The organism is Variovorax sp. GW821-FHT10D07, assembly GCF_059415325.1.
On record NZ_JBWKMZ010000017.1, the window covers coordinates 97,669 to 119,922 of the forward strand.

The 22,254-nt window shown below is 68.3% G+C and carries 20 protein-coding genes; 1 reads left to right on the forward strand and 19 read right to left on the reverse strand.

The genetic code is table 11. From position 1 onward, the window contains the following. Positions 1–23: 23 nt before the first annotated feature. The 3 genes from AC07PU_RS35900 to AC07PU_RS35910 all read right to left on the reverse strand — a co-directional run bounded on the left by AC07PU_RS35900 (position 24) and on the right by AC07PU_RS35910 (position 3,658). Positions 24–1,283 (reverse strand): Hsp70 family protein, encoded by a 1,260-nt coding sequence (locus AC07PU_RS35900; protein ID WP_495322875.1) that lies wholly within the window; start codon positions 1,281–1,283, stop codon positions 24–26. After that, positions 1,280–2,830 (reverse strand): lysine--tRNA ligase, encoded by a 1,551-nt coding sequence (lysS, locus tag AC07PU_RS35905; RefSeq protein ID WP_495322876.1) that lies wholly within the window; start codon positions 2,828–2,830, stop codon positions 1,280–1,282. The genes AC07PU_RS35900 and lysS overlap by 4 nt, the downstream gene beginning before the upstream one ends. 174 nt (positions 2,831–3,004) lie before the next feature. Beyond that, positions 3,005–3,658 (reverse strand): LON peptidase substrate-binding domain-containing protein, encoded by a 654-nt coding sequence (locus tag AC07PU_RS35910; RefSeq protein WP_256222764.1) that lies wholly within the window; start codon positions 3,656–3,658, stop codon positions 3,005–3,007. A 49-nt stretch (positions 3,659–3,707) separates the two neighbouring features. Between AC07PU_RS35910 and AC07PU_RS35915 the strand changes: the two genes are divergently transcribed. After that, the gene (locus AC07PU_RS35915) at positions 3,708–4,262 is read left to right on the forward strand and encodes a YggT family protein (protein WP_057592332.1); all 555 of its coding nucleotides are present in this window, start codon (positions 3,708–3,710) and stop codon (positions 4,260–4,262) included. 75 nt (positions 4,263–4,337) lie between these two features. On the opposite strand, the gene accD is transcribed toward AC07PU_RS35915, so the two are convergent. From accD to sdhD, 16 genes are all read right to left on the reverse strand, one after another. After that, positions 4,338–5,210 carry an acetyl-CoA carboxylase, carboxyltransferase subunit beta gene (accD, locus tag AC07PU_RS35920; protein ID WP_057592272.1) on the reverse strand — a complete coding sequence of 291 codons (873 nt, stop codon included), beginning with the start codon at positions 5,208–5,210 and terminating at the stop codon, positions 4,338–4,340. 104 nt (positions 5,211–5,314) lie between these two features. After that, entirely contained in the window at positions 5,315–6,160 is an 846-nt protein-coding gene (gene trpA, locus AC07PU_RS35925; RefSeq protein ID WP_495322877.1) for a tryptophan synthase subunit alpha, read from the reverse strand. Beyond that, positions 6,160–7,437, reverse strand: coding sequence for a tryptophan synthase subunit beta (gene trpB / locus AC07PU_RS35930; protein ID WP_495322878.1), 1,278 nt, complete (start codon positions 7,435–7,437; stop codon positions 6,160–6,162). The genes trpA and trpB overlap by 1 nt, the downstream gene beginning before the upstream one ends. Positions 7,438–7,485: 48 nt before the next feature. Next, positions 7,486–8,187: a phosphoribosylanthranilate isomerase gene (locus tag AC07PU_RS35935; RefSeq protein WP_495322879.1), complete on the reverse strand. Its 702-nt coding sequence runs from the start codon at positions 8,185–8,187 to the stop codon at positions 7,486–7,488. Beyond that, positions 8,184–8,996 (reverse strand): tRNA pseudouridine(38-40) synthase TruA, encoded by an 813-nt coding sequence (gene truA, locus AC07PU_RS35940; RefSeq protein WP_057592268.1) that lies wholly within the window; start codon positions 8,994–8,996, stop codon positions 8,184–8,186. Before truA ends, AC07PU_RS35935 begins: the two co-directional genes overlap by 4 nt. Positions 8,997–9,029: 33 nt before the next feature. Continuing rightward, positions 9,030–11,684 (reverse strand): FimV/HubP family polar landmark protein, encoded by a 2,655-nt coding sequence (locus tag AC07PU_RS35945; RefSeq protein WP_495322889.1) that lies wholly within the window; start codon positions 11,682–11,684, stop codon positions 9,030–9,032. Positions 11,685–11,958: 274 nt separating this feature from the next. Then, positions 11,959–13,101: an aspartate-semialdehyde dehydrogenase gene (gene asd / locus AC07PU_RS35950; RefSeq protein ID WP_057595813.1), complete on the reverse strand. Its 1,143-nt coding sequence runs from the start codon at positions 13,099–13,101 to the stop codon at positions 11,959–11,961. A gap of 93 nt (positions 13,102–13,194) precedes the next feature. After that, on the reverse strand, positions 13,195–14,295 hold the full coding sequence (gene leuB / locus AC07PU_RS35955) for a 3-isopropylmalate dehydrogenase (RefSeq protein ID WP_093348729.1): 1,101 nt from the start codon (positions 14,293–14,295) through the stop codon (positions 13,195–13,197). A 34-nt stretch (positions 14,296–14,329) separates the two neighbouring features. Then, positions 14,330–14,986 carry a 3-isopropylmalate dehydratase small subunit gene (gene leuD / locus AC07PU_RS35960; protein WP_093348732.1) on the reverse strand — a complete coding sequence of 219 codons (657 nt, stop codon included), beginning with the start codon at positions 14,984–14,986 and terminating at the stop codon, positions 14,330–14,332. A gap of 14 nt (positions 14,987–15,000) precedes the next feature. Then, on the reverse strand, positions 15,001–16,422 hold the full coding sequence (gene leuC / locus AC07PU_RS35965; RefSeq protein WP_093348735.1) for a 3-isopropylmalate dehydratase large subunit: 1,422 nt from the start codon (positions 16,420–16,422) through the stop codon (positions 15,001–15,003). 43 nt (positions 16,423–16,465) lie between these two features. Further along, on the reverse strand, positions 16,466–17,431 hold the full coding sequence (locus tag AC07PU_RS35970) for a LysR substrate-binding domain-containing protein (protein WP_495322880.1): 966 nt from the start codon (positions 17,429–17,431) through the stop codon (positions 16,466–16,468). Between the two features lie 174 nt (positions 17,432–17,605). Next, complete coding sequence (gltA, locus tag AC07PU_RS35975) at positions 17,606–18,916, reverse strand: citrate synthase (protein ID WP_093348745.1); 1,311 nt, start codon at positions 18,914–18,916, stop codon at positions 17,606–17,608. Between the two features lie 12 nt (positions 18,917–18,928). Then, positions 18,929–19,306 (reverse strand): FAD assembly factor SdhE, encoded by a 378-nt coding sequence (locus tag AC07PU_RS35980; RefSeq protein WP_208513664.1) that lies wholly within the window; start codon positions 19,304–19,306, stop codon positions 18,929–18,931. Positions 19,307–19,312: 6 nt separating this feature from the next. Continuing rightward, a complete protein-coding gene (locus tag AC07PU_RS35985) occupies positions 19,313–20,014 on the reverse strand; it encodes a succinate dehydrogenase iron-sulfur subunit (protein WP_093348750.1) in 702 nt (233 codons plus the stop codon). 48 nt (positions 20,015–20,062) lie between these two features. Continuing rightward, on the reverse strand, positions 20,063–21,871 hold the full coding sequence (gene sdhA / locus AC07PU_RS35990) for a succinate dehydrogenase flavoprotein subunit (RefSeq protein ID WP_093348754.1): 1,809 nt from the start codon (positions 21,869–21,871) through the stop codon (positions 20,063–20,065). A gap of 16 nt (positions 21,872–21,887) precedes the next feature. Then, positions 21,888–22,253: a succinate dehydrogenase, hydrophobic membrane anchor protein gene (sdhD, locus tag AC07PU_RS35995; RefSeq protein ID WP_296780168.1), complete on the reverse strand. Its 366-nt coding sequence runs from the start codon at positions 22,251–22,253 to the stop codon at positions 21,888–21,890. Position 22,254: the final 1 nt, after the last annotated feature.

Here is a 22,254-nt window from a genome sequence, read left to right on the forward strand (position 1 = left end):
ACCGATGACGCGGAGCCCGCCGCTCAGCGCGCCGCGAAGGCCAGTCCCGATGCCACGCCGCCGAACAGGTCGCCCTCGACCAGCGGCACGCCCGCGAAGCTCTTGCGCAGCGCCTGCTGGAAGGGCCGCAGCGCCGAGGAGCCGCCTGTGAGGTAGATGGCGTCGAGCTCGTTGCTGCGCAGGCCGGCGCGCTTGACGCAGGCATGGGCGCAGGCGATCACCGCCTCGAACTGCGCCGCGAGCTGCTGCGCCATGTCGGCCGGCGACAGGGTGCTCGTGAGGCCGGGCTCGGCGCAGTCGAGGTCGATGACGGCGGGTGCGTCGCTGACCGAGGCGTCGATCTTGGCCTGCTCCACCGCGCCGAGCACGCGATGGCCGTGGCGCTCGTCGAGCACCGCCATGAGCCGGTCGTGCAGCCGGGTGTCGGCATAGCTGGTGCGCAGTTCGCGCGCCTGCCGGGTGGCCTTGGCGAGGTACAGCCAGTTGATAAGGTGCCACGACGAGAGGTCGAAGAACACCTTGCTCGGCACCTCGCGGCCCTGCGGCCCGTGGTGACCGAAGCCCAGTAGCGGCATCACGCGGTCGAGATTGAGCCGCTGGTCGTAGTCGGTACCGCCGATGTGCACGCCGGTGGTGGCCAGCACGTCGTCGCCACGCTCCTCGCGCACGGCGCGCTCGGGGCCCAGGCGCACCACGGTGAAGTCGGAGGTGCCGCCGCCGATGTCGACGATCAGCACCAGCGATTCCTTGCGCACGCGCTGCTCGTAGTCGAAGGCGGCCGCGATCGGCTCGAGCTGGAAGGCGATGTCGCGGAAGCCCGCGGCGCGCGCGGCGGCGCGCAGGCTCTGCTCGGCGCGCTCGTCGCGCTTGCTGTCGTCGTCGACGAAGTGCACCGGCCGGCCGATCACCACGCGCTCGGGCAGGCGGCCCATCTCGCGCGCGGCACGCTCGGCCATCTCGCGCAGGAAGCGCGCGATGATGTCCTCGAAGCTCACGAGGCCGTCGAAGATCGCGGTCTTCTCCTGCATCAGCGGGCTGCCCAGCAGGCTCTTGAGCGAGCGCATCAGCCGGCCTTCGACGCCGGCCAGGTAGAGCGCGATCGCGTCGCGGCCGAAGTGCGTGCTGCGGTCCTCGGCGTTGTAGAAGATCGCGGTGGGCAGGGTGGTGGCCGCGCCTTCGATCGGCAGCAGCCGGGTGGCGCCCGCGATGCGGCAGGCGACGGCCGAATTCGAGGTTCCGAAGTCGATGCCGATCGCGGTGGCGTTCGCGGTCGCGGTGCTCAAGATTCCCTGCGCAGCGCGGGGAACAGGATCACGTCGCGGATGCTCGGCGAGTCGGTCAGCAGCATCATCAGCCGGTCGATGCCGATGCCGCAGCCGCCGGTGGGCGGCATGCCGTACTCGAGCGCGCGCACGAAATCGTGGTCGTAGTACATGGCCTCGTCGTCGCCGCCGTCCTTGGCCGCCACCTGCGCGTTGAAGCGCGCGGCCTGGTCCTCGGCGTCGTTGAGCTCGCTGAAACCGTTGCCGAACTCGCGGCCGGTGATGTAGAGCTCGAAGCGCTCGGTGACCTCGGGGCGCTCGTCGTTGGCGCGCGCCAGCGGCGAGATCTCGGTCGGGTGTTCCATGATGAAGGTCGGCTGCCAGAGCTTCTCTTCGACGGTCTCCTCGAAGTACATCACTTGCAGGCTGGCCAGGCTGCGCTGCGAGAGCTTGTCCTTCTCCTCGCTCAAGCCGATCTTGCGCAGGGCGTTGACGAGCCAGGCGCTGTCGTCGACGCCATCGCCCGCATCGGTGTGCTTGAGGATCGCCTCGCGGATCGTCAGGCGCTCGAAGGGCTGCGTCAGGTCGACCGGCTTGCCCTGGTAGGTGAGCTGCTGCGTGCCCACGGCCTTGTCGGCGATGGTGCGGATCAGCGTCTCGGTGAAGTCCATCAGGTCGCGGTAGTTCCAGTAGGCCGCGTAGAACTCCATCATCGTGAACTCGGGGTTGTGCCGCACCGAGATGCCCTCGTTGCGGTAGCTCCGGTTGATCTCGAACACGCGCTCGAAGCCGCCGACGATCAGGCGCTTGAGGTAGAGCTCGGGCGCGATGCGCAGGAACATCTCCTGGTCGAGCGCGTTGTGGTGCGTCTTGAAGGGCTTGGCGTTGGCGCCGCCCGGGATCGGATGCAGCATCGGCGTCTCGACCTCGAGGAAGTCGTTGGCCACCATGAATTCGCGCAGCGCGCTCACGGCCTTGCTGCGCGCCGTGAAGCGCACGCGCGCCGACTCGTCGGTGATCAGGTCGACGTAGCGCTGGCGGTACTTCTGCTCCTGGTCGGCCATGCCGTGGAACTTGTCGGGCAGCGGGCGCAGGCTCTTGGTCAGCAGGCGCAGCGTGGTGACCTTGATCGACAGCTCGCCGGTCTTGGTCTTCATCAGCGTGCCTTCGGCGCCGAGGATGTCGCCGAGGTCCCAGCGCTTGAACTCGGCATAGACCTCTTCGCCGACCGCGTCGCGCGTGACGTAGAGCTGGATGCGGCCGGTGGCGTCCTGCAGGGTCGCGAAGCTGGCCTTGCCCATCACGCGCTTGAGCATCATGCGGCCGCCCACGCTCACGGCGACGTTCTGCGCCTCGAGCGCTTCGGCTTCGACGGCACCATGCGCCTCGACGAGCGTGGCGGCGCGGTGGCCCGGCTTGAAGTCGTTGGGGAACGCGACGCCCTTGCCTTCGGTCTGCGCGGTGCGCAGCAGCTTGAGCTTCTCGCGGCGTTCGGCGATGAGCTGGTTGTCGTCGACGGCGGGCGTGGTCGCGGCCGGAGCAGGGGTGGGCGGCTGTTGTTCGGACATGGGGAGGCGGTGGGGGAGGCGCGCGCTGGGAAATTCGGCGCGAAAGGCGGGATTTTAGCCCAGGCGATGGCGCGCGAATTCCGGCGAACCCGTCGCCGGCCTTGCGGTATCAGCTATCAAATTCGAAGCGCGAAACGAAGCGGGGCGGGCGCTTCCGCCGTGTCACCCGAGCGCTCAGGCGATGCCGGTGCGCGCCAGCAGATCGCCGACCAGTTCGAGCCGCATCAGCGGGCTCTCGAGCTCCATCAGCCGCTGCCGCAGCTCGAGCTGCATCGGCACCAGCTCGCACCAGCGGTTGGCGACCCAGCCGCAGTCGTCGTAGCGGTAGGGCGCGCCGATCGGCAGGCGCACCGGCGGCGAGCCGGTGGCGTCCTGCGCGCGCTTGCGCTCCTCGAGCGTGTCGACCAGGCGGCGCAGCGCGGTGGCGGTGTGCTGCAGGTCCTCGGGGATCTCGAGCGCGACGTCGTCGGGGAGGATCGCGACGTCGGCGATCCACAGGCCGTGCTTCTGCAGTTCGCTGTGGCGCACGCGAAAGCGCTGCGTGCCCACGCACTCGATCTGCAGCAGGCCGCTTTGCGGCGATTCGAATTCGCGGATCACGGCCAGCGTGCCGACCTCGGCGAAGCGCTCGGCCTGCGCGCCGGCCTTGCGCACCTCGGTGCCGCTCGTGAGGTTCACCACGCCGAAGGGCACGCCGCCCTTGCGGCACTTGCCGATCATGTCGAGGTAGCGCACCTCGAAGATGCGCAGCGGCAGCAGGCCGCCGGGGAAGAGGACCGTGCCGAGCGGGAACAAAGGCAGGGAGTTCAGAAGGGGTTGTGTCGTCATCGAAGAGCCTTGCGTGGCTATCATCGCACTCCGCTTCACCTCGCGCGCCATGCTCTATCAGATCCCATCGTTCCTCCTCGACGTGATCGTCGGCCTGCTCGGCGGCGCCTGCCTGCTGCGGCTCTACATGCAGTACCACCGCGTGCCCTTCGGCAATCCGCTGGGCCGCTTCATCTTCGCCATCACCGACTGGATCGTGCTGCCGCTGCGGCGGCTGCTGCCGGCCGTCAAGAAGTGGGACCTCGCGAGCGCCGTGGCCGCCTGGCTGCTGGTGATCGCCAAGTTCCTCGTGCTGTGGCTGCTCATCGGCAACCTCGGGCGCATCGGCGCGCTGCCGCTGGTGTCGTTCATCGGCCTGCTGCAGCTCGCCGTGTCGGGACTGACCGCGCTGCTGGTGGTGTACGCGGTGCTCTCGTGGGTGCCGGGCGCCTCGCCGATGCTGCTCGACCTGATCTCGCGCCTGGCCGAGCCGCTGGTGCGGCCGTTCCGCCGCGTCATTCCGCTGCTCGGCGGCGTCGACCTGTCGCCGCTGGCCGCGATCGTCGTGCTGCAGGTGATCGCGATCGTGCTGAACAACCTGCTGGTGCTGGCCTACCGGCTCTGACCGTTTGCAGGCCCCATGAAAAAAGCGCCCGGAACCGCGAGGTTCCGGGCGCTTCGTCTTTCGAGAGGCTCCGAATCAGCTCACCGCATCCGCCGGCTGGCGCAGCAGCATCGCGAGCGTGCTGGCAATGGTCTTGCGCAGTTCGCGGCGGTCGCTGATGAAGTCGATCGCGCCCTTGGTCTGCAGGAACTCGGCGCGCTGGAAGCCTTCGGGCAAGGTCACGCGCACGGTCGATTCGATCACGCGCGGGCCGGCGAAGCCGATCAGCGCCTTGGGCTCGGCGATCACCACGTCGCCCATGAAGGCGAAGCCCGCCGACACGCCGCCCATGGTCGGGTCGGTCAGCACGCTGATGTAGGGCAGGCCCTTCTTCGCGAGGCGCGTGAGCGCGGCATTGGTCTTGGCCATCTGCATCAGCGACAGCAGGCCTTCCTGCATGCGCGCGCCGCCGGTGGCGGTGAAGCAGATGAACGGCACCTTTTGCTCGATCGCGGTCTCGACGCCGCGCACGAAGCGCTCGCCGACCACGCTGCCCATGCTGCCGCCCATGAATTCGAACTCGAAGCAGGCGACCACCACGCTGATGCTGTGGACCGAGCCGCCCATCACGACCAGCGCGTCGGTCTCGCCGGTGTTCTCCAGCGCTTCCTTGAGGCGCTCGGGGTACTTGCGGCTGTCCTTGAACTTGAGCGCGTCGACCGGCAGCACTTCCTGGCCGATCTCGTAGCGGCCCTCGGCATCGAGAAAAGCGTCGAGGCGCGGACGCGCGCCGATGCGGTGGTGGTGGCTGCAGCTCGGGCAGACGTTCTGGTTGTGCTCGAGGTCGGTCTTGTAGAGCACCGTCTCGCAGGCCGGGCACTTGATCCACAGGCCCTCGGGCACCTGGCGGCGCTCGGCGGGGTCGGTCTGGGCGATCTTGGCGGGTAGCAGTTTTTCAAGCCAGCTCATGGGCATTCCTAGGTTCGCGCGAAGGCGGGAGAGCCTTCGGGGCCGTCAGTGCCCCTTCCGTGCTTTTTCGCATGACGAAAGGGGCCTGACAAGGGCAGCGGCGATTATCGGCCAGCCGCATTCTTCGCGGTAGCCGCCGGCAAGGCATCGAGCGCCTCGCGGATGCCCGCGAGGAATTCATGCACCGCGGGCACCACCTTCTCGCGCGGCTGGCCGTCGATCAACTGGATGATCTTGGTGCCGATCACGACCGCGTCGGCCGCCGAGCCCACCGCCTGCGCGGTGCTGGCGTCGCGGATGCCGAAGCCCACGCCGACCGGGATGCCCACGTGCTGGCGGATGCGCGGGAGCATGCGGCCGACCGCCTCGGTGTCGAGGTGGCCGGCGCCGGTCACGCCCTTGAGCGACACGTAGTAGACGTAGCCGCTCGCGATGCGCGCGACCTGCGCCATGCGCTCGTCGGTGCTGGTGGGCGCCAGCAGGAAGATCAGGTCGATGCCGGCTTCGCGCAGATCGGCGGCGAACTGCTCGCACTCCTCGGGCGGGTAATCGACCACCAGCAGGCCGTCGACGCCGGCCGCGGCCGCATCGCGGATGAAGGCGTGCTTGCCGTGCACGAGGTCGTAGCGCTCGACCGGGTTGGCATAGCCCATCAGCACCACGGGCGTGCCCGTGTCCTTCGCGCGGAAGGCCGCGACCATCGCCAGCACCTGCTTCATGCCGATGCCCAGCGCGAGCGCGGCTTCGCCGGCCTGCTGGATCACCGGGCCGTCGGCCATCGGGTCGGAGAAGGGCACGCCGAGCTCGATCACGTCGGCACCGGCCGAGACCATGCCGTGCATGAGCTCGGGCGTGATGTCGGCGAAGGGGAAGCCGGCGGTGACGTAGGGGATGAGCGCGCGGCGCCCGTCCTTCTTCAGCGCTTCGAAGGTGGCTGCAATGCGGCTCATCACTTGCCTCCCTTCACGCTCAGGCCGCGCATCGACGGCCGGTCGTAGAAGTCGACGCCCGCGAGGTCGGCGACGGTGCCGATGTCCTTGTCGCCGCGGCCCGAGAGGTTGACCAGGATCGACTGGTCGGGGCGCATGGTCTTCGCGAGCTGCAGCGCGTGGGCCACGGCGTGGCTGGATTCGAGCGCGGGAATGATGCCCTCCGTGCGGCACAGGTAGTGGAAGGCCTCGAGGGCCTCGATGTCGGTGACTCCCACGTACTCGGCGCGGCCGATGTCGGCCAGGTACGCATGCTCGGGGCCCACGCCGGGATAGTCGAGGCCGGCGCTGACGCTGTGCGTCTCGGTGATCTGGCCGTCCTCGTTCTGCAGCAGGTAGGTGCGGTTGCCGTGCAGCACGCCCGGGCTGCCGCGCAGGATCGAGGCGGCGTGCTTGCCGCTGTCCAGGCCTTCGCCGGCGGCCTCGACACCGATCAGCCGTGTGCCGGCGAACGGGATGTAGGGATGGAAGATGCCGATCGCATTGCTGCCGCCGCCCACGCAGGCGACCACCGCATCGGGCTGCTTGCCCTCGGCCTCGCCGGTGATGCCGTCGGCCGCCAGCATCGCGGGCATCTGCTCGATGCACTCGGTGCCGATCACGCTCTGGAAGTCGCGCACCATCATCGGGTAGGGGTGCGGGCCGGCGACCGTGCCGATGATGTAGAAGGTGTTCTCCACGTTCGTGACCCAGTCGCGCATCGCCTCGTTGAGCGCGTCCTTCAGCGTCTTGCTGCCCGACTCCACCGGCACCACCGTGGCGCCGAGCAGGTTCATGCGGTAGACGTTGGGGCTCTGGCGCTTCACGTCCTGGCTGCCCATGTAGACCACGCATTCGAGGCCGTAGCGCGCGCAGATGGTGGCCGTGGCCACGCCGTGCTGGCCGGCGCCGGTCTCGGCGATCACGCGCGGCTTGCCCATGCGGCGCGCGAGCATCGCCTGGCCGATCACGTTGTTGATCTTGTGGGCGCCGGTGTGATTGAGGTCCTCGCGCTTGAGGTAGATCTGCGCGCCGCCCATCTCGCGGCTGGTGCGAGCGGCGTGGTAGATCGGCGAGGGCCGGCCGACGAAGTGCTTGAGCTCGTAGTGGAATTCGGCCAGGAAGGCCGGGTCTTCCTTGTACTTCGCGTACGCGTCGCGCAGCTCGTTGATCGCGTGGGTGAGCGTCTCGCTCGCGAAGGTGCCGCCGTAGTTGCCGAAATGGCCGGTGGCGTCGGGTTGCTGGTAGGTGCTTTGCATGGTTCTCGATCGTTGGGCCGCGGCCCGGTCGACAACCGGGTGCGGCGGCTAACTGGAGAAGGACGAGGCGTCGGCCGCTCTCACGGCGGCGACGAATTGCCGGATCTTGCCGGCGTCCTTCAGGCCCTTGTTCCCGGGACCGTCGATTTCGACGCCCGAGCTCACATCAACGGACAGCGTCTTGCAGCGTGTCCGCAGCGTGCGAATGCCATCGCCCACGTTTGCAGGTGTGAGTCCACCACTCAAGACGAGGTGAGCGTCGACGGCGGGTGGAAGAAGTGACCAATCGAATGCCTTGCCGCCACCACCATAACCGTCGACATGGGCGTCGAGCAGGATGGCCTGGGCGTTTGAGAAATCGGATGCGTATTTTACGAGGTCGAAGCGGGCGCCGGCCTCGCCGAGGGGAATGCGGGCCGCCCTCATGAAGCGGAAGCGGCCGTTTCCGCTCGCCGCGAGGCAGTCGGCGGGCGTTTCATCGCCATGGAACTGGGCCATGGCGCCCGGCACCCGGGCCAGGGCGGCGATGGCCTCGGCGGGTTGCGCATCGACGAACAGCAGCACCGGCGTGACGAAGGGCGGCAGGCGCGTGGCCAGCGCGGCCGCGCGTTCGGGCGCGATGGCGCGCGGGCTCTTGGGGTAGAGCACGAAGCCGACGGCATCGGCGCCGGCTTCCACGGCGGCATCGAGGTCGGCCTCGCGCGTGAGGCCGCAGATCTTGATGCGGGTGCGCGGCGGGAGAAGGCTCATGGCGGGCCATCATAGGCCGCGCGGGCGGCCTGGAAGGTGGCCTCGGCCGGCAGACCCCACTTGGCGTCGTACAACGGGCCGAGGAAGTACAGCCCGTCGGGCGAGAAGGTCGGTGCCGCCGCGTCGCGGCTGCGCGCGGCGAGCACCTCGCTGATCCACTCGGGCGACTCGGCGCCCCGGCCCACGCGCACCAGGCAGCCCATCAGGTTGCGGATCATGTGGTGCAGGAAGGCATCGGCCTCGAACTCGAACTGCCAGCGGCAGCGCTCGCCCTCGCCGTGGCGCGTGATCTCGATGCGCCGCAGGTTCTTGACCGGCGAGCGGGCCTGGCAGGCCGAGGCGCGGAACGAGCTGAAATCGTGTTCGCCGATCAGCAGCGCGGCCGCGGCGCGCATCGCGTCGCCGTCGAGCAGGTTCATCGACCAGCCGACCCGCCCCGCGTCGAGGCTGGGGCGCACCGGCGACTGCGAGAGCACGTAGACGTAGCGCCGCGCGAGGGCGCTGGCGCGGCAATGGAATTCGGCCGGCACCGGGTGCGCCCACTGCACCGCGATGTCGTCGGGCAGGTAGCGGTTGGTGCCGCGCATCCAGGAGAAGGGTTCGCGCTGCACCTCGGTGTCGAAGTGCACCACCTGCATCAGCCCGTGCACGCCGGCGTCGGTGCGGCCGGCGCACAGCGTGGAGATGCGTTGCGCGGCGAACTGGGACAGGGCCTTCTCGAGCTTGTCCTGCACCGTGCGGCCCGAGGACTGGCTCTGCCAGCCGTCGTAGGCCTGGCCGTTGTAGCGGATGCCGAGCGCCAGCCTCACGAAACCAGGAACAAAGAGGCCGGCGCCGCGCGCTCAGCGCAGCTCGGCGAGCAGCTGCCGCGCCTGCGACTTGAGTTCGCCGGCGCTTTCGGCTTCGACTTCCTCGACCAGCGAGCGCGCGCCCTCGACGTCGCCGATGGCCTGCAGCTCGCGCGCCAGCGACAGCTTGACGGCATGCGGGCTCTCGTCGTCCTCATGGGCCGACGCCGATGGCGCGGGATGGTCGGCGCCGTTGCCCGAGCGGGCGGGCAGGCCGGCCAGGGCGCTCATGTCGAACTCGATGAAGCCCGAGTCGGCCGGCAGGCCGGCACCGCCGCGCAGCACGGCCGGGCGAGTGTTGTCGGCGTCGTTGAGCGAGCCGGGCAGGGTGTCGAGCGGCAGCGCGCCGGGGGCGGTGTCGAAATCGTTCTCGAGGTCGACCGTCGGCTGCGCAGCCAGGCTGGCGGACGGGGGCGTCGTCGGGCGCGCGGCCGGGGCGGGTGCATAGGCCGACTTCGGCAGGCTGGCGCCGACCGGTGCCAGCGGCGGCGGTGCGGGCGGCTGGCTCAGGTCCAGGTCGAAGTCGAGCGGTGCCACCGAGGGCACGAAGGCCGGAGCGGCTGCCACAGGGGCCGGCGCGGGCGCGGGCTTGGCGGCGGCCGGCGGGCGGGCCGATGCGGCGGCCAGCGCGGTCGCGAGGGCGGCGCTCTCGGCGGGCGTGGCGCTGCGCGGCGTGCCCGATTCGTACAGCGGGTTGCCCGGATCGAGTTCCTTGCCCATGTCGACCACGCGGGTCCAGTCGGCGCCGTTGCCGCCGGTGAGCTTGTGCACTTCGGTGGCCAGGCCTTCGTAGGCGCGCAGGTCGCGGCGCTTGGCATGGATCTCGAGCAGCTTCAGGTGGATCGCCGTGCGGTCGGGATTCACGCGCAGCGCTTCGCGCAGGATTTCCTCGGCCTGCAGGTCGCGGCCGTAGGCCAGGTACACGTCGGCCTCGGCCACCGGGTCGACGTCGCCGGCGTCGAGCTGGCTCGGCGAGTACGACAGCGAGGAGACGGTGGAATCGCCGCGATTCTTGGTGTCGACCGATTCGCCGCCGCTGGCGCCGAAGAAGGAGTCCTTCGGGATGCGGCTCTCGAGGAACACGCTCTCGCTCATTTCCTCGCGCCGGCGACCCAGCACGCGGTAGAGCAGGAAGCCGATCAGCAGCGCGATCAGCGCGATGCCGCCCAGCATCAGCGGGTTGTCGAGCAGTTCGTCGAGGAAGCTGCGTTCGGGCGGCGGAGGCGGCGGCGCCACGATCTTCTTGGGCGCGGGCTTGGGGGCGGGTGCCGCGGCACTGGCCGCGGGGCTCGGAGCGGGGGCGCCGGTGGCTGCAGCGCCTTCGGTGGGGGTGGCGGCCGCGGCGGCTACGGCGGGTGCTGCCGCTGGTGCAGCTTCGACCGCGGGCGTCGCTGCGGCCGGGGCCGGCGTGGCTGCAGCAGCGGGTGCCGGTGCCGGCGCGGCAGCGGGGCTCGGTGCGGTGGCGGCCGGGCCGGCGACCGGCACCGGGATGCCCGGCGTCGTGGCGGGCGCGGCGGCTGGGGCGGCCGCAGCGGCGGGCGTGGGCGTGGCCGAAGGCGCCGCGGCGGTCGAGCCACCCGCGGCCTTGAGCTTGTTGAGCTCCTCGATGTTCTTCGACAGTTCGGCGGCGCGGGCGCTGCGATCCTGCGCCTGGCGGGTCTGCGCGACCTTTTCCTCGGCCGCACGCGCGGTGGCGCTGCCTTGCGAGATGGTGAGCTTGTCGGGCGCGGCGGCGGCTGCGTTGCGGTCCTCGACATTGGCCTGCACCCGGCCGCCGGCGCGGCGACTGGCGCCGGCCACGTTCGAGGTCGGGGCGTTCTCGGCCAGCCGCTGGCGGTAGGCGCCGAAGTCGCGGCTCTGAGCCGTGACAGTGCGGCGGGCTTCCGCGGCCGGCACCGCGCCGGCTTCGGCGGCGCTCGGCAGGTCGAGCACGGCGCCGGCCTTGATGCGGTTGACGTTGCCGCCGATGAAGGCATCGGGGTTGGCCATCAGCAGCGCGACCAGCATCTGGTCGAGCGAGATGTCGGCCGGCTTGTTGGCCGCGGCGATCTTGCCGGCGGTGTCGCCGCGCTGCACCGTGAGCTGTTCGCCGCTGCCCGCCGGACGGGGCGAAGGAGCGACGGGTGCGGTGGAGGAGGCCGCGGACGGTGCCGGTGCCACGGTGACCGGCGCGGGCGCCTCGGCCGGTGCGCGGCGCGTGCGCGCGACGACCGGGCCCGGGCGCTCGACGGGTGCCGCGACCCGCGGCGAGACGGGGGCGATCGGCGTGCCGGCATCGGCTGCGGGGCGCGCGGCCGGCGGATCGAGCAGCACGGTGTAGTCGCGCACGATGCGGCCGGTGCTGCCGTTGGCTTCGAGCAGCAGGTCGATGAAGGGGTCGTTGAGCGGACGACTGCCGTTGAGGCGCACCACGTACTGGCCGCCGGCGCGGCGCTGCAGCGTCGCGCGCACGTCGCTGAGGGCCGGGTTGTAGGGCACGCCGGCCGCCTTGAAGGCGTCGGCGGTGGCCACGTTGATCTTGAGGCTGTCGGCTTCGGCGGTCGTGATCTCGGTCACGTCGATCTCAGCCCGCAGCGGTTCGCCCAGCGCCGACTGCACCTTCAGCGGACCCAGTGCCAACGCGCTCGCATCGGTGCTGGCCAGACCCATCGCCACGGCCACCGCCGCACTCAGGACGGACAGACGAACGCCGTTCAGGGGAAGGGAGGAGCGAGCGGCCGATGGGCAGGCCGCGGGCAACAGATGTCTTGTCATGCTGATAGGGGGGCGGCTCAGGCCCAGAAATTGTAAGAGGACGTTAGCATCATCACCCCCTACTGACAAGGCAGTGCGCCCGTTCTACCCAGTGCGCGCATACTTACGAACACATCTTCTGTCGCCTTTCGACAACAAGGGGGTAGGCAACGGGCGCGAACTGCCCCCATCAGGCTTCCAGCAGGATGCGCAGCATGCGGCGCAGCGGTTCGGCGGCGCCCCAGAGGAGCTGGTCGCCGATGGTGAAGGCGCCGACGTACTCCGGGCCCATCGCCAGCTTGCGGATGCGGCCGACCGGGATGCCCATGGTGCCGGTCACGGCCACGGGCGTCAGGTCCTGCAGGGTCGCTTCGCGGGTGTTCGGCACCACCTTCACCCAGGCGTTGTCGGCGGCGATCATGGCTTCGATGTCGGCCACCGGCACGTCCTTCTTGAGCTTGAAGGTCAGCGCCTGGCTGTGGCAGCGCATGGCGCCGATGCGCACGCAGAAGCCGTCGACCGGCGTGGCCGCGGTGCCGAAGCCCGCGCCCTGGCCGAGGATTTTGTTGGTCTCGGCGCCGCCCTTCCACTCTTCCTTCGACATGCCGTCGCCCAGGTCCTTGTCGATCCAGGGGATCAGCGAGCCGCCGAGCGGGGCGCCGAAGTTGGCGGTCTCGGCCGCGCTCAGGTTCTGCTGCTTGTGCAGCACCTTGCGGTCGATCTCGAGGATGGCGGACTTGGGGTCGTCGAGCAGCGAGCGGACCTCGGCATTGAGCGTGCCGAACTGCGTCAGCAGCTCGCGCATGTGCTGCGCGCCGCCGCCCGAGGCGGCCTGGTAGGTCATGCTGGTCATCCACTCGACCAGGCCGGCCTTGTAGAGCGCGCCCACGCCCATCAGCATGCAGCTCACGGTGCAGTTGCCGCCGATCCAGTTCTTGCCGCCATTGGTCAGGGCGTTCTGGATCACGGGCAGATTGACCGGGTCGAGCACGATGATCGCGTCGTCCTTCATGCGCAGCGTGGAAGCGGCGTCGATCCAGTGGCCGTTCCAGCCGGCGGCACGCAGCTTGGGGAACACCTCGGTCGTGTAGTCGCCACCCTGGCAGGTGATGACGATGTCGCACTTCTTCAGGGCCTCGATGTCGTGCGCGTCCTTGAGGGCGGTCTCGTTCTTGGCCATCGCCGGGGCCTTGCCGCCGGCGTTGGAGGTCGAGAAGAAGACCGGCTCGATGAGGCCGAAGTCGTTTTCGGCCTGCATGCGGTCCATCAGGACCGAGCCGACCATGCCGCGCCAGCCCACGAGGCCGACCAGAGGTTGAGATGCGTTCGCCATTTGAGTGTGCCCTTTAAGAAAAAAGAAAGTCGCTGGTTTCTCTTTGCGCCCGACTCGTCAGGAGCCGGGTGGGCGTGACGAAGCGGGCTGCGGTTAGCCGGTAATCGTCTTTTTGGTGATCGAGGCCGAGAGTGCCGCCACCACGGCGTCGCCCATCTCGATGGTGCCGACCTTGCGGGTGCCCTCCGACCAGATGTCCCCCGTGCGCAGGCCGGAGGCCAGCACATGCTTGACCGCCGACTCGATCCGGTCGGCAGCTTCGGCTTGGTTGAGGGAGAAACGGAGCATCATGGCAGCGGACAGTATTGTAGCCAGGGGATTGGCGACCCCTTTGCCGGCAATGTCGGGCGCGCTGCCGTGGCTGGGCTCGTACAGGCCCTGGTTGCTGGCATTGAGCGAGGCCGAGGGCAGCATGCCGATCGAGCCCGTGAGCATCGCGGCCTCGTCCGAGAGGATGTCGCCGAACATGTTGCCGGTGACCACCACGTCGAACTTCTTGGGCGCCTTCACGAGCTGCATGGCGGCGTTGTCGACGTACATGTGGTCGAGCTCGACGTCCGGATAGTCCTTGCCGACCTCGGTCACGACGTCCTTCCAGAACTGGAAGGTTTCGAGCACGTTGGCCTTGTCGACGCTGGTCACGCGCTTGCTGCGCTTGCGGGCGGCCTCGAAGGCCACGCGCGCGATGCGCTCGATCTCGGGGCGCGAGTAGCGCATCGTGTCGAAGGCTTCCTCGGCGCCCGGGAAGTGGCCGTCGACCGCGGTGCGGCGGCCGCGCGGCTGGCCGAAGTAGATGTCGCCGGTCAGCTCGCGGATGATGAGGATGTCCAGGCCCGCGATCAGCTCGGGCTTGAGGCTCGAGGCGCCCACCAGCTGCTCGTAGCAGATGGCTGGGCGGAAGTTGGCGAACAGGCCGAGGTTCTTGCGCAGGCCCAGGATGGCCTGCTCGGGGCGCAGCGGCCGGTCGAGCTTGTCGTACTTCCAGTCGCCCACCGCGCCGAACAGCACCGCGTCGGCCTCCTTGGCGAGCTTGAGCGTCGAATCGGGCAGCGGGTGGCCATGGGCCTCGTAGGCGGCGCCGCCGACCAGGGCGGTCTCCAGCTCGAACTTCAGGTCGAGCACCTGGAGCACCTTGACGGCTTCCGCCACGATTTCGGTGCCGATGCCGTCACCAGGGAGAACTGCGATTTTCATTGGGTGGTTGTCGAAGGAAGTGAAACGGGAACGCTCAGGCGTTGGCGAGCATCGTGTGCGCGAGCCAGGGCTTCTGCGCCAGCCGCTCGGCCTCGAAGGCCTTGATCTTGTCCTTGTGGCGCAGCGTGAGGCCGATGTCGTCCAGGCCGTTGATCAGGCAGTACTTGCGGAAGGCCTGCACGTCGAAGGCGAACTCCTGGCCGTCGGGCTTCACCACCACCTGGCGCTCGAGGTCGATGGTCAGCGAATAGCCCGGGAAGGCGAAGGTCTCGTCGAACAGCTGGGCCACCTGCGTCTCGGACAGCACGATCGGCAGCAGGCCGTTCTTGAAGCTGTTGTTGAAGAAGATGTCGGCATAGCTCGGCGCGATGATGGCGCGGAAGCCGTACTGGTCGAGCGCCCACGGCGCATGCTCGCGCGACGAGCCGCAGCCGAAGTTCTTGCGCGCCAGCAGCACCGAGGCGCCCGCGTAGCGCGGCTGGTTCAGCACGAAGTCGGGGTTCGGCTTGCGGCTGGCCGGGTCCTGGCCGGGCTCGCCCGGATCGAGGTAGCGCCACTCGTCGAACAGGTTCACGCCGAAGCCGGTGCGCTTGATCGACTTGAGGAACTGCTTCGGAATGATCGCGTCGGTGTCGACGTTCTCGCGGTCCATCGGGGCCACGAGGCCCTTGTGCACGGTGAATTTCTGCATGGGGTGTCTCCTGGTCAGGCGAAGGTGCGCACGTCGACGAAATGGCCGTGCACGGCGGCCGCGGCGGCCATGGCCGGGCTCACGAGGTGGGTGCGGCCGCCCGCGCCCTGGCGGCCTTCGAAGTTGCGGTTGCTGGTCGAGGCGCAGCGCTCGCCGGGCTCGAGGCGGTCGGCGTTCATCGCCAGGCACATCGAGCAGCCGGGCTCGCGCCATTCGAAGCCCGCGGCCTTGAAGATCTGGTCGAGCCCTTCGCGCTCGGCCTGTTCCTTCACCACGCCCGAGCCGGGCACCACGAGCGCCAGCTTCACGTTCTTCGCGACCTTCTGGCCCAGCTTCTTCACCACGGCCGCGGCCTCGCGCATGTCCTCGATGCGGCTGTTGGTGCACGAGCCGATGAACACCTTGTCGATGAAGATGTCGTTCATCTGCTTGTTCGGCTCCAGGCCCATGTAGACCAGCGCGCGCTCGATGGCGCCGCGCTTGCTGCTGTCCTTTTCCTTGTCGGGATCGGGCACGCGGCCGTCGATCGCCACCACCATCTCGGGCGAGGTGCCCCAGGTGACCTGCGGCTTGACCTGGGTCGCGTCGAGCTCGACCACGGTGTCGAACTTCGCGCCGGGGTCGGACTGCAGCGTGCGCCAGTAGGCCGCGGCCTGGTCCCATTCGACACCGGTGGGCGCCAGCGGGCGGCCCTTGATGTAGGCGACGGTCTTCTCGTCGACCGCCACCAGGCCCGCGCGCGCGCCGGCCTCGATCGCCATGTTGCACACCGTCATGCGGCCTTCCATGCTGAGGTCGCGAATGGCCGAGCCGGCGAACTCGATCGTGTAGCCGGTGCCGCCGGCGGTGCCGATCTTGCCGATGATGGCCAGCACGATGTCCTTGGCCGTGCAGCCCAGGGGCAGCTTGCCCTCGACCTTCACGAGCATGTTCTTGGCCTTCTTGCCCAGCAGCGTCTGCGTGGCCATCACGTGCTCGACCTCGCTGGTGCCGATGCCGTGCGCGAGCGCGCCGAAGGCGCCGTGCGTGGAGGTGTGCGAGTCGCCGCAGACCACCGTCATGCCCGGCAGCGTGGCGCCGGTCTCGGGGCCGATCACGTGCACGATGCCCTGGCGCTTGCTCAGGAACGGGAAGAACGCGGCCGCGCCGAACTCGGCGATGTTGTGGTCGAGCGTGGTGACCTGTTCCTTGCTGGTCGGGTCGGCGATGCCTTCGTAGCCGCGCTCCCAGCCGGTGGTCGGCGTGTTGTGGTCGGCGGTGGCCACCACCGAGCTGATGCGCCACAGCTTGCGGCCGGCTTCGCGCAGCCCTTCGAAGGCCTGCGGGCTGGTGACTTCGTGCACCAGGTGGCGGTCGATGTAGAGGATCGCGGTGCCGTCTTCCTCGGTGTGGACGACGTGTTCGTCCCAGATCTTGTCGTAGAGCGTGCGTGCCATGTCGGTCTCTTCTCTTTCGTGGGGAAATGGATTGTCTTGTGTTTCAGGCCGCGAGCCGGTCGGCGCCGGCTTCGGGCTCGGCCTCGGTGGAGGAGGCCGCGTGCAGGTGGTTCACCAGCGTGCGGGCCGCCACCGGCAGCGTGGAGAAATCGCGCGCCACCAGCCGGATCTCGCGCGCGGCCCAGGCGTCGGACAGGGCCACGCTGACCAGCCCGCGGCCGATGCCGTCCTGCATCAGCTCGAAGGCGCGCTGCGGCATCACGCCGATGCCCAGGCCGTTCTGGATCATCCGGCACATCGCATCGAGGCCGGTGACGTGGATGCGCAGCTTGACGCTGCGGCCCGCGAGCAGCGCGGCCTCGTGCATCGCCACGTAGATCGAGCTGTTGGTGTGCAGGCCGACGTGGTCGTAGTCGAGCGCGGCGATGAACTCGATCGCGCCCTGATCGGCCAGCGCGTGGCCCGCGGGCACGATCAGCGCGAGGCGGTCGTGCCGGTAGGGCAGGCTCTGCAGCTCGCCCGCGCCGCCGGCCACGTGGCACACGCCGAGGTCGGCCGCGCCTTCCTGCACCGCGCGGATCACCTCGGTGCTCAAGTGCTCCTCGAGGTCGATCTTGATCGCCTCGTGGGCGCGCGTGAACACGCCCAGGTCTTCCGGCAGGAACTGCACGATCGCCGAGATGTTGGCGTGCACCCGCACGTGGCCGCGCACGCCGTCGGCGTACTCGCTGAGCTCGCCCTGCATCTTCTCGAGGCTGTAGAGCACCGAGCGGGCGTGGTGCAGCAGGCTCTCGCCGGCCGGCGTCAGGTCGACGCCGCGCGCATGGCGGTAGAGCAGGGTGGTGCCGAGCGTGGCCTCGAGGTCCGACAGCCGCTTGCTGATGGCCGAGGCGGCGATGAATTCGCGCTCCGCGGCGCGGCCGATGCTGCCCAGCTCGCATACGGCCACGAACAGCTGCAGCGACGTGAGGTCGATGCGGCGGGCAAAGTTGCGTTCGGACGTGCTCATGGGGGCTTGGGCATCGCATCTGGCGATGAGTCGGCTATTTTCTTCCTGTTTTCATGCGGTTGCCATCGTGATATGAGATGGCCTTGCTGCCCGGGCGCGAGGAGGGCCATGCCGAACGGGCAATAAAAAAGCTGCCCGGAGGCAGCTTTTGCAGGGAGCGGTCGGAAGAGCCGATCAGCGGGCCGAGATCGGCTTCACGTCGCGCTTGGGCGAGCCTTCGAACAACTGGCGCGGACGGCCGATCTTGTATTCGGGGTCGCCGATCATTTCGTTGAGCTGGGCAATCCAGCCAACGGTGCGGGCCAGCGCGAAGATCGCGGTGAACAGCGGCACCGGGATGCCGATGGCGCGCTGCACGATGCCCGAGTAGAAGTCGACGTTCGGGTACAGCTTGCGCGACACGAAGTACTCGTCTTCGAGCGCGATCTTTTCCAGTTCCTTGGCGAGCTTGAACAGCGGGTCGTTTTCCAGGCCCAGCTCGGTCAGCACTTCGTTGCAGGTCTCCTGCATCAGCTTGGCGCGCGGGTCGTAGTTCTTGTACACGCGGTGGCCGAAGCCCATCAGCTTGACGTTCGAGTTCTTGTCCTTGACCTTCTTGATGAACTCGCCGATCTTCTCCACGCCACCTTCCTTCTGGATGTCGTAGAGCATGTTGAGCGCCGCTTCGTTGGCGCCGCCGTGGGCCGGGCCCCAGAGGCAGGCCACGCCGGCCGCGATGGCCGCGAAGGGGTTGGTGCCCGACGAGCCGCACAGGCGCACGGTCGAGGTCGAGGCGTTCTGCTCGTGGTCGGCGTGCAGGATGAAGATGCGGTCGAGCGCGCGCTCGAGCACCGGGTTCACCTTGTACTCCTCGCAGGGCGTGGCGAACATCATGTGCAGGAAGTTGCCCGCATAGCTGAGTTCGTTCTTCGGGTACATGTACGGCTGGCCGATCGTGTACTTGTAGGCCATGGCCACGAGCGTGGGCATCTTCGCGATCAGGCGGATCGCGGCGATCTCGCGGTGCTCGGGATTGTTGATGTCCGTGCTGTCGTGATAGAAGGCCGACAGCGCGCCCACCAGGCCGGTCATGATGGCCATCGGGTGCGCATCGCGGCGGAAGCCGCGCAGGAAGAACTGCATCTGCTCGTTGACCATCGTGTGGTTGGTCACGAGCTTGGTGAAGTTGGCCTTCTTGGCCGTATCCGGCAGTTCACCGTACAGCAGCAGGTGGCAGGTCTCGAGGAAGTCGCAGTTGGTGGCGAGCTGCTCGATGGGATAGCCGCGATACAGCAGTTCGCCCTTGTCGCCGTCGATGTAGGTGATGGCCGATTGGCAGGCCGCGGTGGACATGAAACCCGGGTCGTAGGTGAACATGCCGGTCTGCGCGTACAGCTTGCGGATGTCGATCACGTCGGGACCGACGGTGCCCTTGTAGATCGGCAGTTCGACCTTGTCGGCGCCGTTGCTGAACGATAGCGTGGCCTTGGTATCGGAGGCTTTCATTTCGGGTTTCTTTCAGAGGATTGTTCGAGAGGGCGAGGAGGGAGAGGTCGTGGAGGTTGCAGGCCGCTGCGCGCCGTCGGCGCGCATCAGCTGCAGAAGCTCGACCACCTCGGCCCCGGCCCATGCGGGCTCGGGCTCCTTTCTACGAAGGAGAAGATCGAGCAAATCGTTGTCCGAGAGGTCCATCAGAACTTCCATCGCGCCGGCCTGGCCGACGGTGATGCGAGATTCGTGCCGCTCGAAGAAGCGGGCGATGAACAGATCGTTTTCGAGCAGGCCGCGCCGGCAGCGCCACTTGAGCTTGCTGAGCGCTCGTTCTCCGAGCGGCTCGGCCGCCGCGCTTCCCGCAGGAGGCGCCGAGGGCGATGGGGTGCCGGGCAAAGCAGCCATGTCGGGTCAGATGGCGCGACGCACCATCAGTTCCTTGATCTTGCCGATGGCCATGGTGGGGTTCAGGCTCTTCGGGCACACGTCGACGCAGTTCATGATCGTATGGCAGCGGAACAGGCGGTACGGGTCCTCGAGGTTGTCGAGGCGCTCGGCGGTGGCTTCGTCGCGGCTGTCGGCGATGAAGCGGTAGGCCTGCAGCAGGCCGGCCGGGCCCACGAACTTGTCGGGGTTCCACCAGAAGCTCGGGCAGCTCGTCGAGCAGCTCGCGCACAGGATGCACTCGTACAGGCCGTTGAGCTCCTCGCGTTCTTCCGGCGACTGCAGGCGTTCCTTCTCGGGCGGCACGGTGTCGTTCTGCAGGTACGGCTTGATCGAGTTGTACTGCTTGAAGAACTGGGTCATGTCGACGATCAGGTCGCGGATCACCGGCAGGCCGGGCAGCGGCTTGAGCACCACGGTGCCCTTGAGCGTGTTCATGTTGGTCAGGCAGGCCAGACCGTTCTTGCCGTTGATGTTCATCGCATCGGAACCGCAGACGCCTTCGCGGCACGAGCGGCGGAACGACAGCGTGGGATCCTGCGCCTTGAGCTTCATCAGGGCGTCGAGCAGCATGCGCTCGTGGCCGTCGAGTTCGATCTCGACGGTCTGCATGTAGGGCTTCGCGTCCTTGTCCGGGTCGTAGCGGTAGATCTGGAATGTGCGCTTCATCGTTGTGACCTTGTGAATGCTTTTACGTGGCTGATCATTAGCTGGCGCTTAGAAGGTGCGAACCTTCGGCGGCACCGAGGCGACCGTGAGCGGCTGCAGCTTGACGGGCTTGTAGGAGAGGCGGTTGTCGGCGCTGTACCAGAGCGTGTGCTTCATCCAGTTGGCATCGTCGCGGCCCAGCGGCGCGACCGGATCGTCGGCCGGGCGCTCGTAGTCCTCGACGGTGTGGGCACCGCGGCATTCCTTGCGGGCCGCGGCCGAGACCATGGTGGCCTGCGCCACTTCGATCAGGTTGTCGACTTCCAGCGCCTCGATGCGCGCGGTGTTGAACACCTTGGACTTGTCCTTCAGGCCGATGGCCTTCACGCGCTCGCGCACTTCGGCGATCTTGACCACGCCTTCGTCCATCGAGGCCTGCTTGCGGAACACCGCGGCGTGCTGCTGCATGGTGACGCGGATCTGGTTGGCCACGTCCTGCGCGTACTCGCCGCCGGTGGAGTTCTGCAACTCGTTCAGGCGCTCGAGCGTGCGGTCGGCGGCGTTGGCCGGCAGCGGCTTGTGTTCCTTGAGCTTGTCGTTGAACTCGACGATGTGGTTGCCGGCCGCGCGGCCGAACACCAGCAGGTCGAGCAGCGAGTTGGTGCCCAGGCGGTTCGCGCCGTGCACGCTCACGCACGAGCATTCGCCCACGGCGTAGAGGCCGTTGACGACGGCGCTGTTGTCCTCGCCCTTCTGGATCACGACCTGGCCGTTGATGTTGGTCGGGATGCCACCCATCTGGTAGTGGATGGTGGGCACCACGGGGATCGGTTCCTTGGTGATGTCGACGTTGGCGAAGTTGATGCCGATCTCGTACACCGAAGGCAGGCGCTTGTGGATGGTCTCGGCACCGAGGTGGTCGAGCTTCAGCAGCACGTAGTCCTTGTTGGGACCGCAGCCGCGGCCTTCCTTGATTTCCTGGTCCATCGAGCGCGACACGAAGTCGCGCGGCGCCAGGTCCTTCAGCGTGGGCGCATAGCGCTCCATGAAGCGTTCGCCGTTGCTGTTGAGCAGGATCGCGCCTTCGCCGCGGCAGCCTTCGGTCAGCAGCACGCCCGCGCCGGCCACGCCGGTCGGATGGAACTGCCAGAACTCCATGTCCTGCAGCGGGATGCCCGAGCGCGCGGCCATGCCGAGGCCGTCGCCGGTGTTGATGAAGGCGTTGGTCGAGGCCTGGAAGATGCGGCCCGCGCCGCCGGTGGCCAGCAGCACGGTCTTGGCCTGCAGGATGTGCAGGTCGCCGGTTTCCATCTCGAGCGCGGTCACGCCGACCACGTCGCCTTCGTCGTCGCGGATCAGATCGAGCGCCATCCATTCGACGAAGAACTGGGTGCGCGCTTCCACGTTCTTCTGGTAGAGCGTGTGCAGCATCGCGTGGCCGGTACGGTCGGCCGCGGCGCAGGCGCGCTGCACGGGCTTCTCTCCGTAGTTGGCCGTGTGGCCGCCGAACGGACGCTGGTAGATCGTGCCGTCGGGGTTGCGGTCGAAGGGCATGCCGAAGTGCTCGAGCTCGTACACGACCTTCGGTGCTTCGCGGCACATGAACTCGATCGCGTCCTGGTCGCCGAGCCAGTCGGAACCCTTGATCGTGTCGTAGAAGTGGTAGTGCCAGTTGTCCTCGCTCATGTTGCCGAGCGACGCGCCCACGCCGCCTTGCGCGGCGACCGTGTGCGAACGGGTGGGGAACACCTTGGAGAGCACGGCCACGTTGAGGCCCGCACGCGCCAGTTGCAGCGAGGCGCGCATGCCGGAACCGCCGGCACCGACGATCACGACGTCGAACTTGCGCTTGGTGATTTGTTCTTTTGTGTAGGTCATGGTGGGGATGGGGTCGTCAGATTTTCCAAAGCACTTGAATGGCCCAACCCGCACAACCGACCAGCCAGACGATGGTGAAGATCTGGAGCACGAGGCGGATCGCGACGGGCTGGACGTAGTCCATCCAGATGTCGCGCATGCCGACCCACACGTGATAGAGCAGGGACACGATGACGCAGAAGGTCAGGACCTTCATCCACTGCGCGGCGAAGATGCCGGCCCACAGGTCGTAGCCGATCGGGCCGCGCGTGAAGATCAGCTGCGCCAGCAGGATGATCGTGAAGAGCGCCATCAGGGCGCCCGTGACGCGCTGGCTGAGCCAGTCGCGCATGCCGTAATGCGCGCCGACGACGATGCGCTTGGAGCCGTAGTTCACAGACATT

Bases quoted from the DNA above. Each gene is read 5' to 3' on its own strand.
- lysS (WP_495322876.1), bottom strand. From the start codon at position 2,830: ATGTCCGAACAACAGCCGCCCACCCCTGCTCCGGCCGCGACCACGCCC.
- AC07PU_RS35910 (WP_256222764.1), bottom strand. From the start codon at position 3,658: ATGACGACACAACCCCTTCTGAACTCCCTGCCTTTGTTCCCGCTCGGC.
- AC07PU_RS35915 (WP_057592332.1), top strand. From the start codon at position 3,708: ATGCTCTATCAGATCCCATCGTTCCTCCTCGACGTGATCGTCGGCCTG.
- accD (WP_057592272.1), bottom strand. From the start codon at position 5,210: ATGAGCTGGCTTGAAAAACTGCTACCCGCCAAGATCGCCCAGACCGAC.
- trpA (WP_495322877.1), bottom strand. From the start codon at position 6,160: ATGAGCCGCATTGCAGCCACCTTCGAAGCGCTGAAGAAGGACGGGCGC.
- trpB (WP_495322878.1), bottom strand. From the start codon at position 7,437: ATGCAAAGCACCTACCAGCAACCCGACGCCACCGGCCATTTCGGCAAC.
- AC07PU_RS35935 (WP_495322879.1), bottom strand. From the start codon at position 8,187: ATGAGCCTTCTCCCGCCGCGCACCCGCATCAAGATCTGCGGCCTCACG.
- AC07PU_RS35945 (WP_495322889.1), bottom strand. From the start codon at position 11,684: ATGGGTCTGGCCAGCACCGATGCGAGCGCGTTGGCACTGGGTCCGCTG.
- asd (WP_057595813.1), bottom strand. From the start codon at position 13,101: ATGGCGAACGCATCTCAACCTCTGGTCGGCCTCGTGGGCTGGCGCGGC.
- leuB (WP_093348729.1), bottom strand. From the start codon at position 14,295: ATGAAAATCGCAGTTCTCCCTGGTGACGGCATCGGCACCGAAATCGTG.
- leuD (WP_093348732.1), bottom strand. From the start codon at position 14,986: ATGCAGAAATTCACCGTGCACAAGGGCCTCGTGGCCCCGATGGACCGC.
- leuC (WP_093348735.1), bottom strand. From the start codon at position 16,422: ATGGCACGCACGCTCTACGACAAGATCTGGGACGAACACGTCGTCCAC.
- AC07PU_RS35970 (WP_495322880.1), bottom strand. From the start codon at position 17,431: ATGAGCACGTCCGAACGCAACTTTGCCCGCCGCATCGACCTCACGTCG.
- gltA (WP_093348745.1), bottom strand. From the start codon at position 18,916: ATGAAAGCCTCCGATACCAAGGCCACGCTATCGTTCAGCAACGGCGCC.
- AC07PU_RS35980 (WP_208513664.1), bottom strand. From the start codon at position 19,306: ATGGCTGCTTTGCCCGGCACCCCATCGCCCTCGGCGCCTCCTGCGGGA.
- AC07PU_RS35985 (WP_093348750.1), bottom strand. From the start codon at position 20,014: ATGAAGCGCACATTCCAGATCTACCGCTACGACCCGGACAAGGACGCG.
- sdhA (WP_093348754.1), bottom strand. From the start codon at position 21,871: ATGACCTACACAAAAGAACAAATCACCAAGCGCAAGTTCGACGTCGTG.
- sdhD (WP_296780168.1), bottom strand. From the start codon at position 22,253: ATGTCTGTGAACTACGGCTCCAAGCGCATCGTCGTCGGCGCGCATTAC.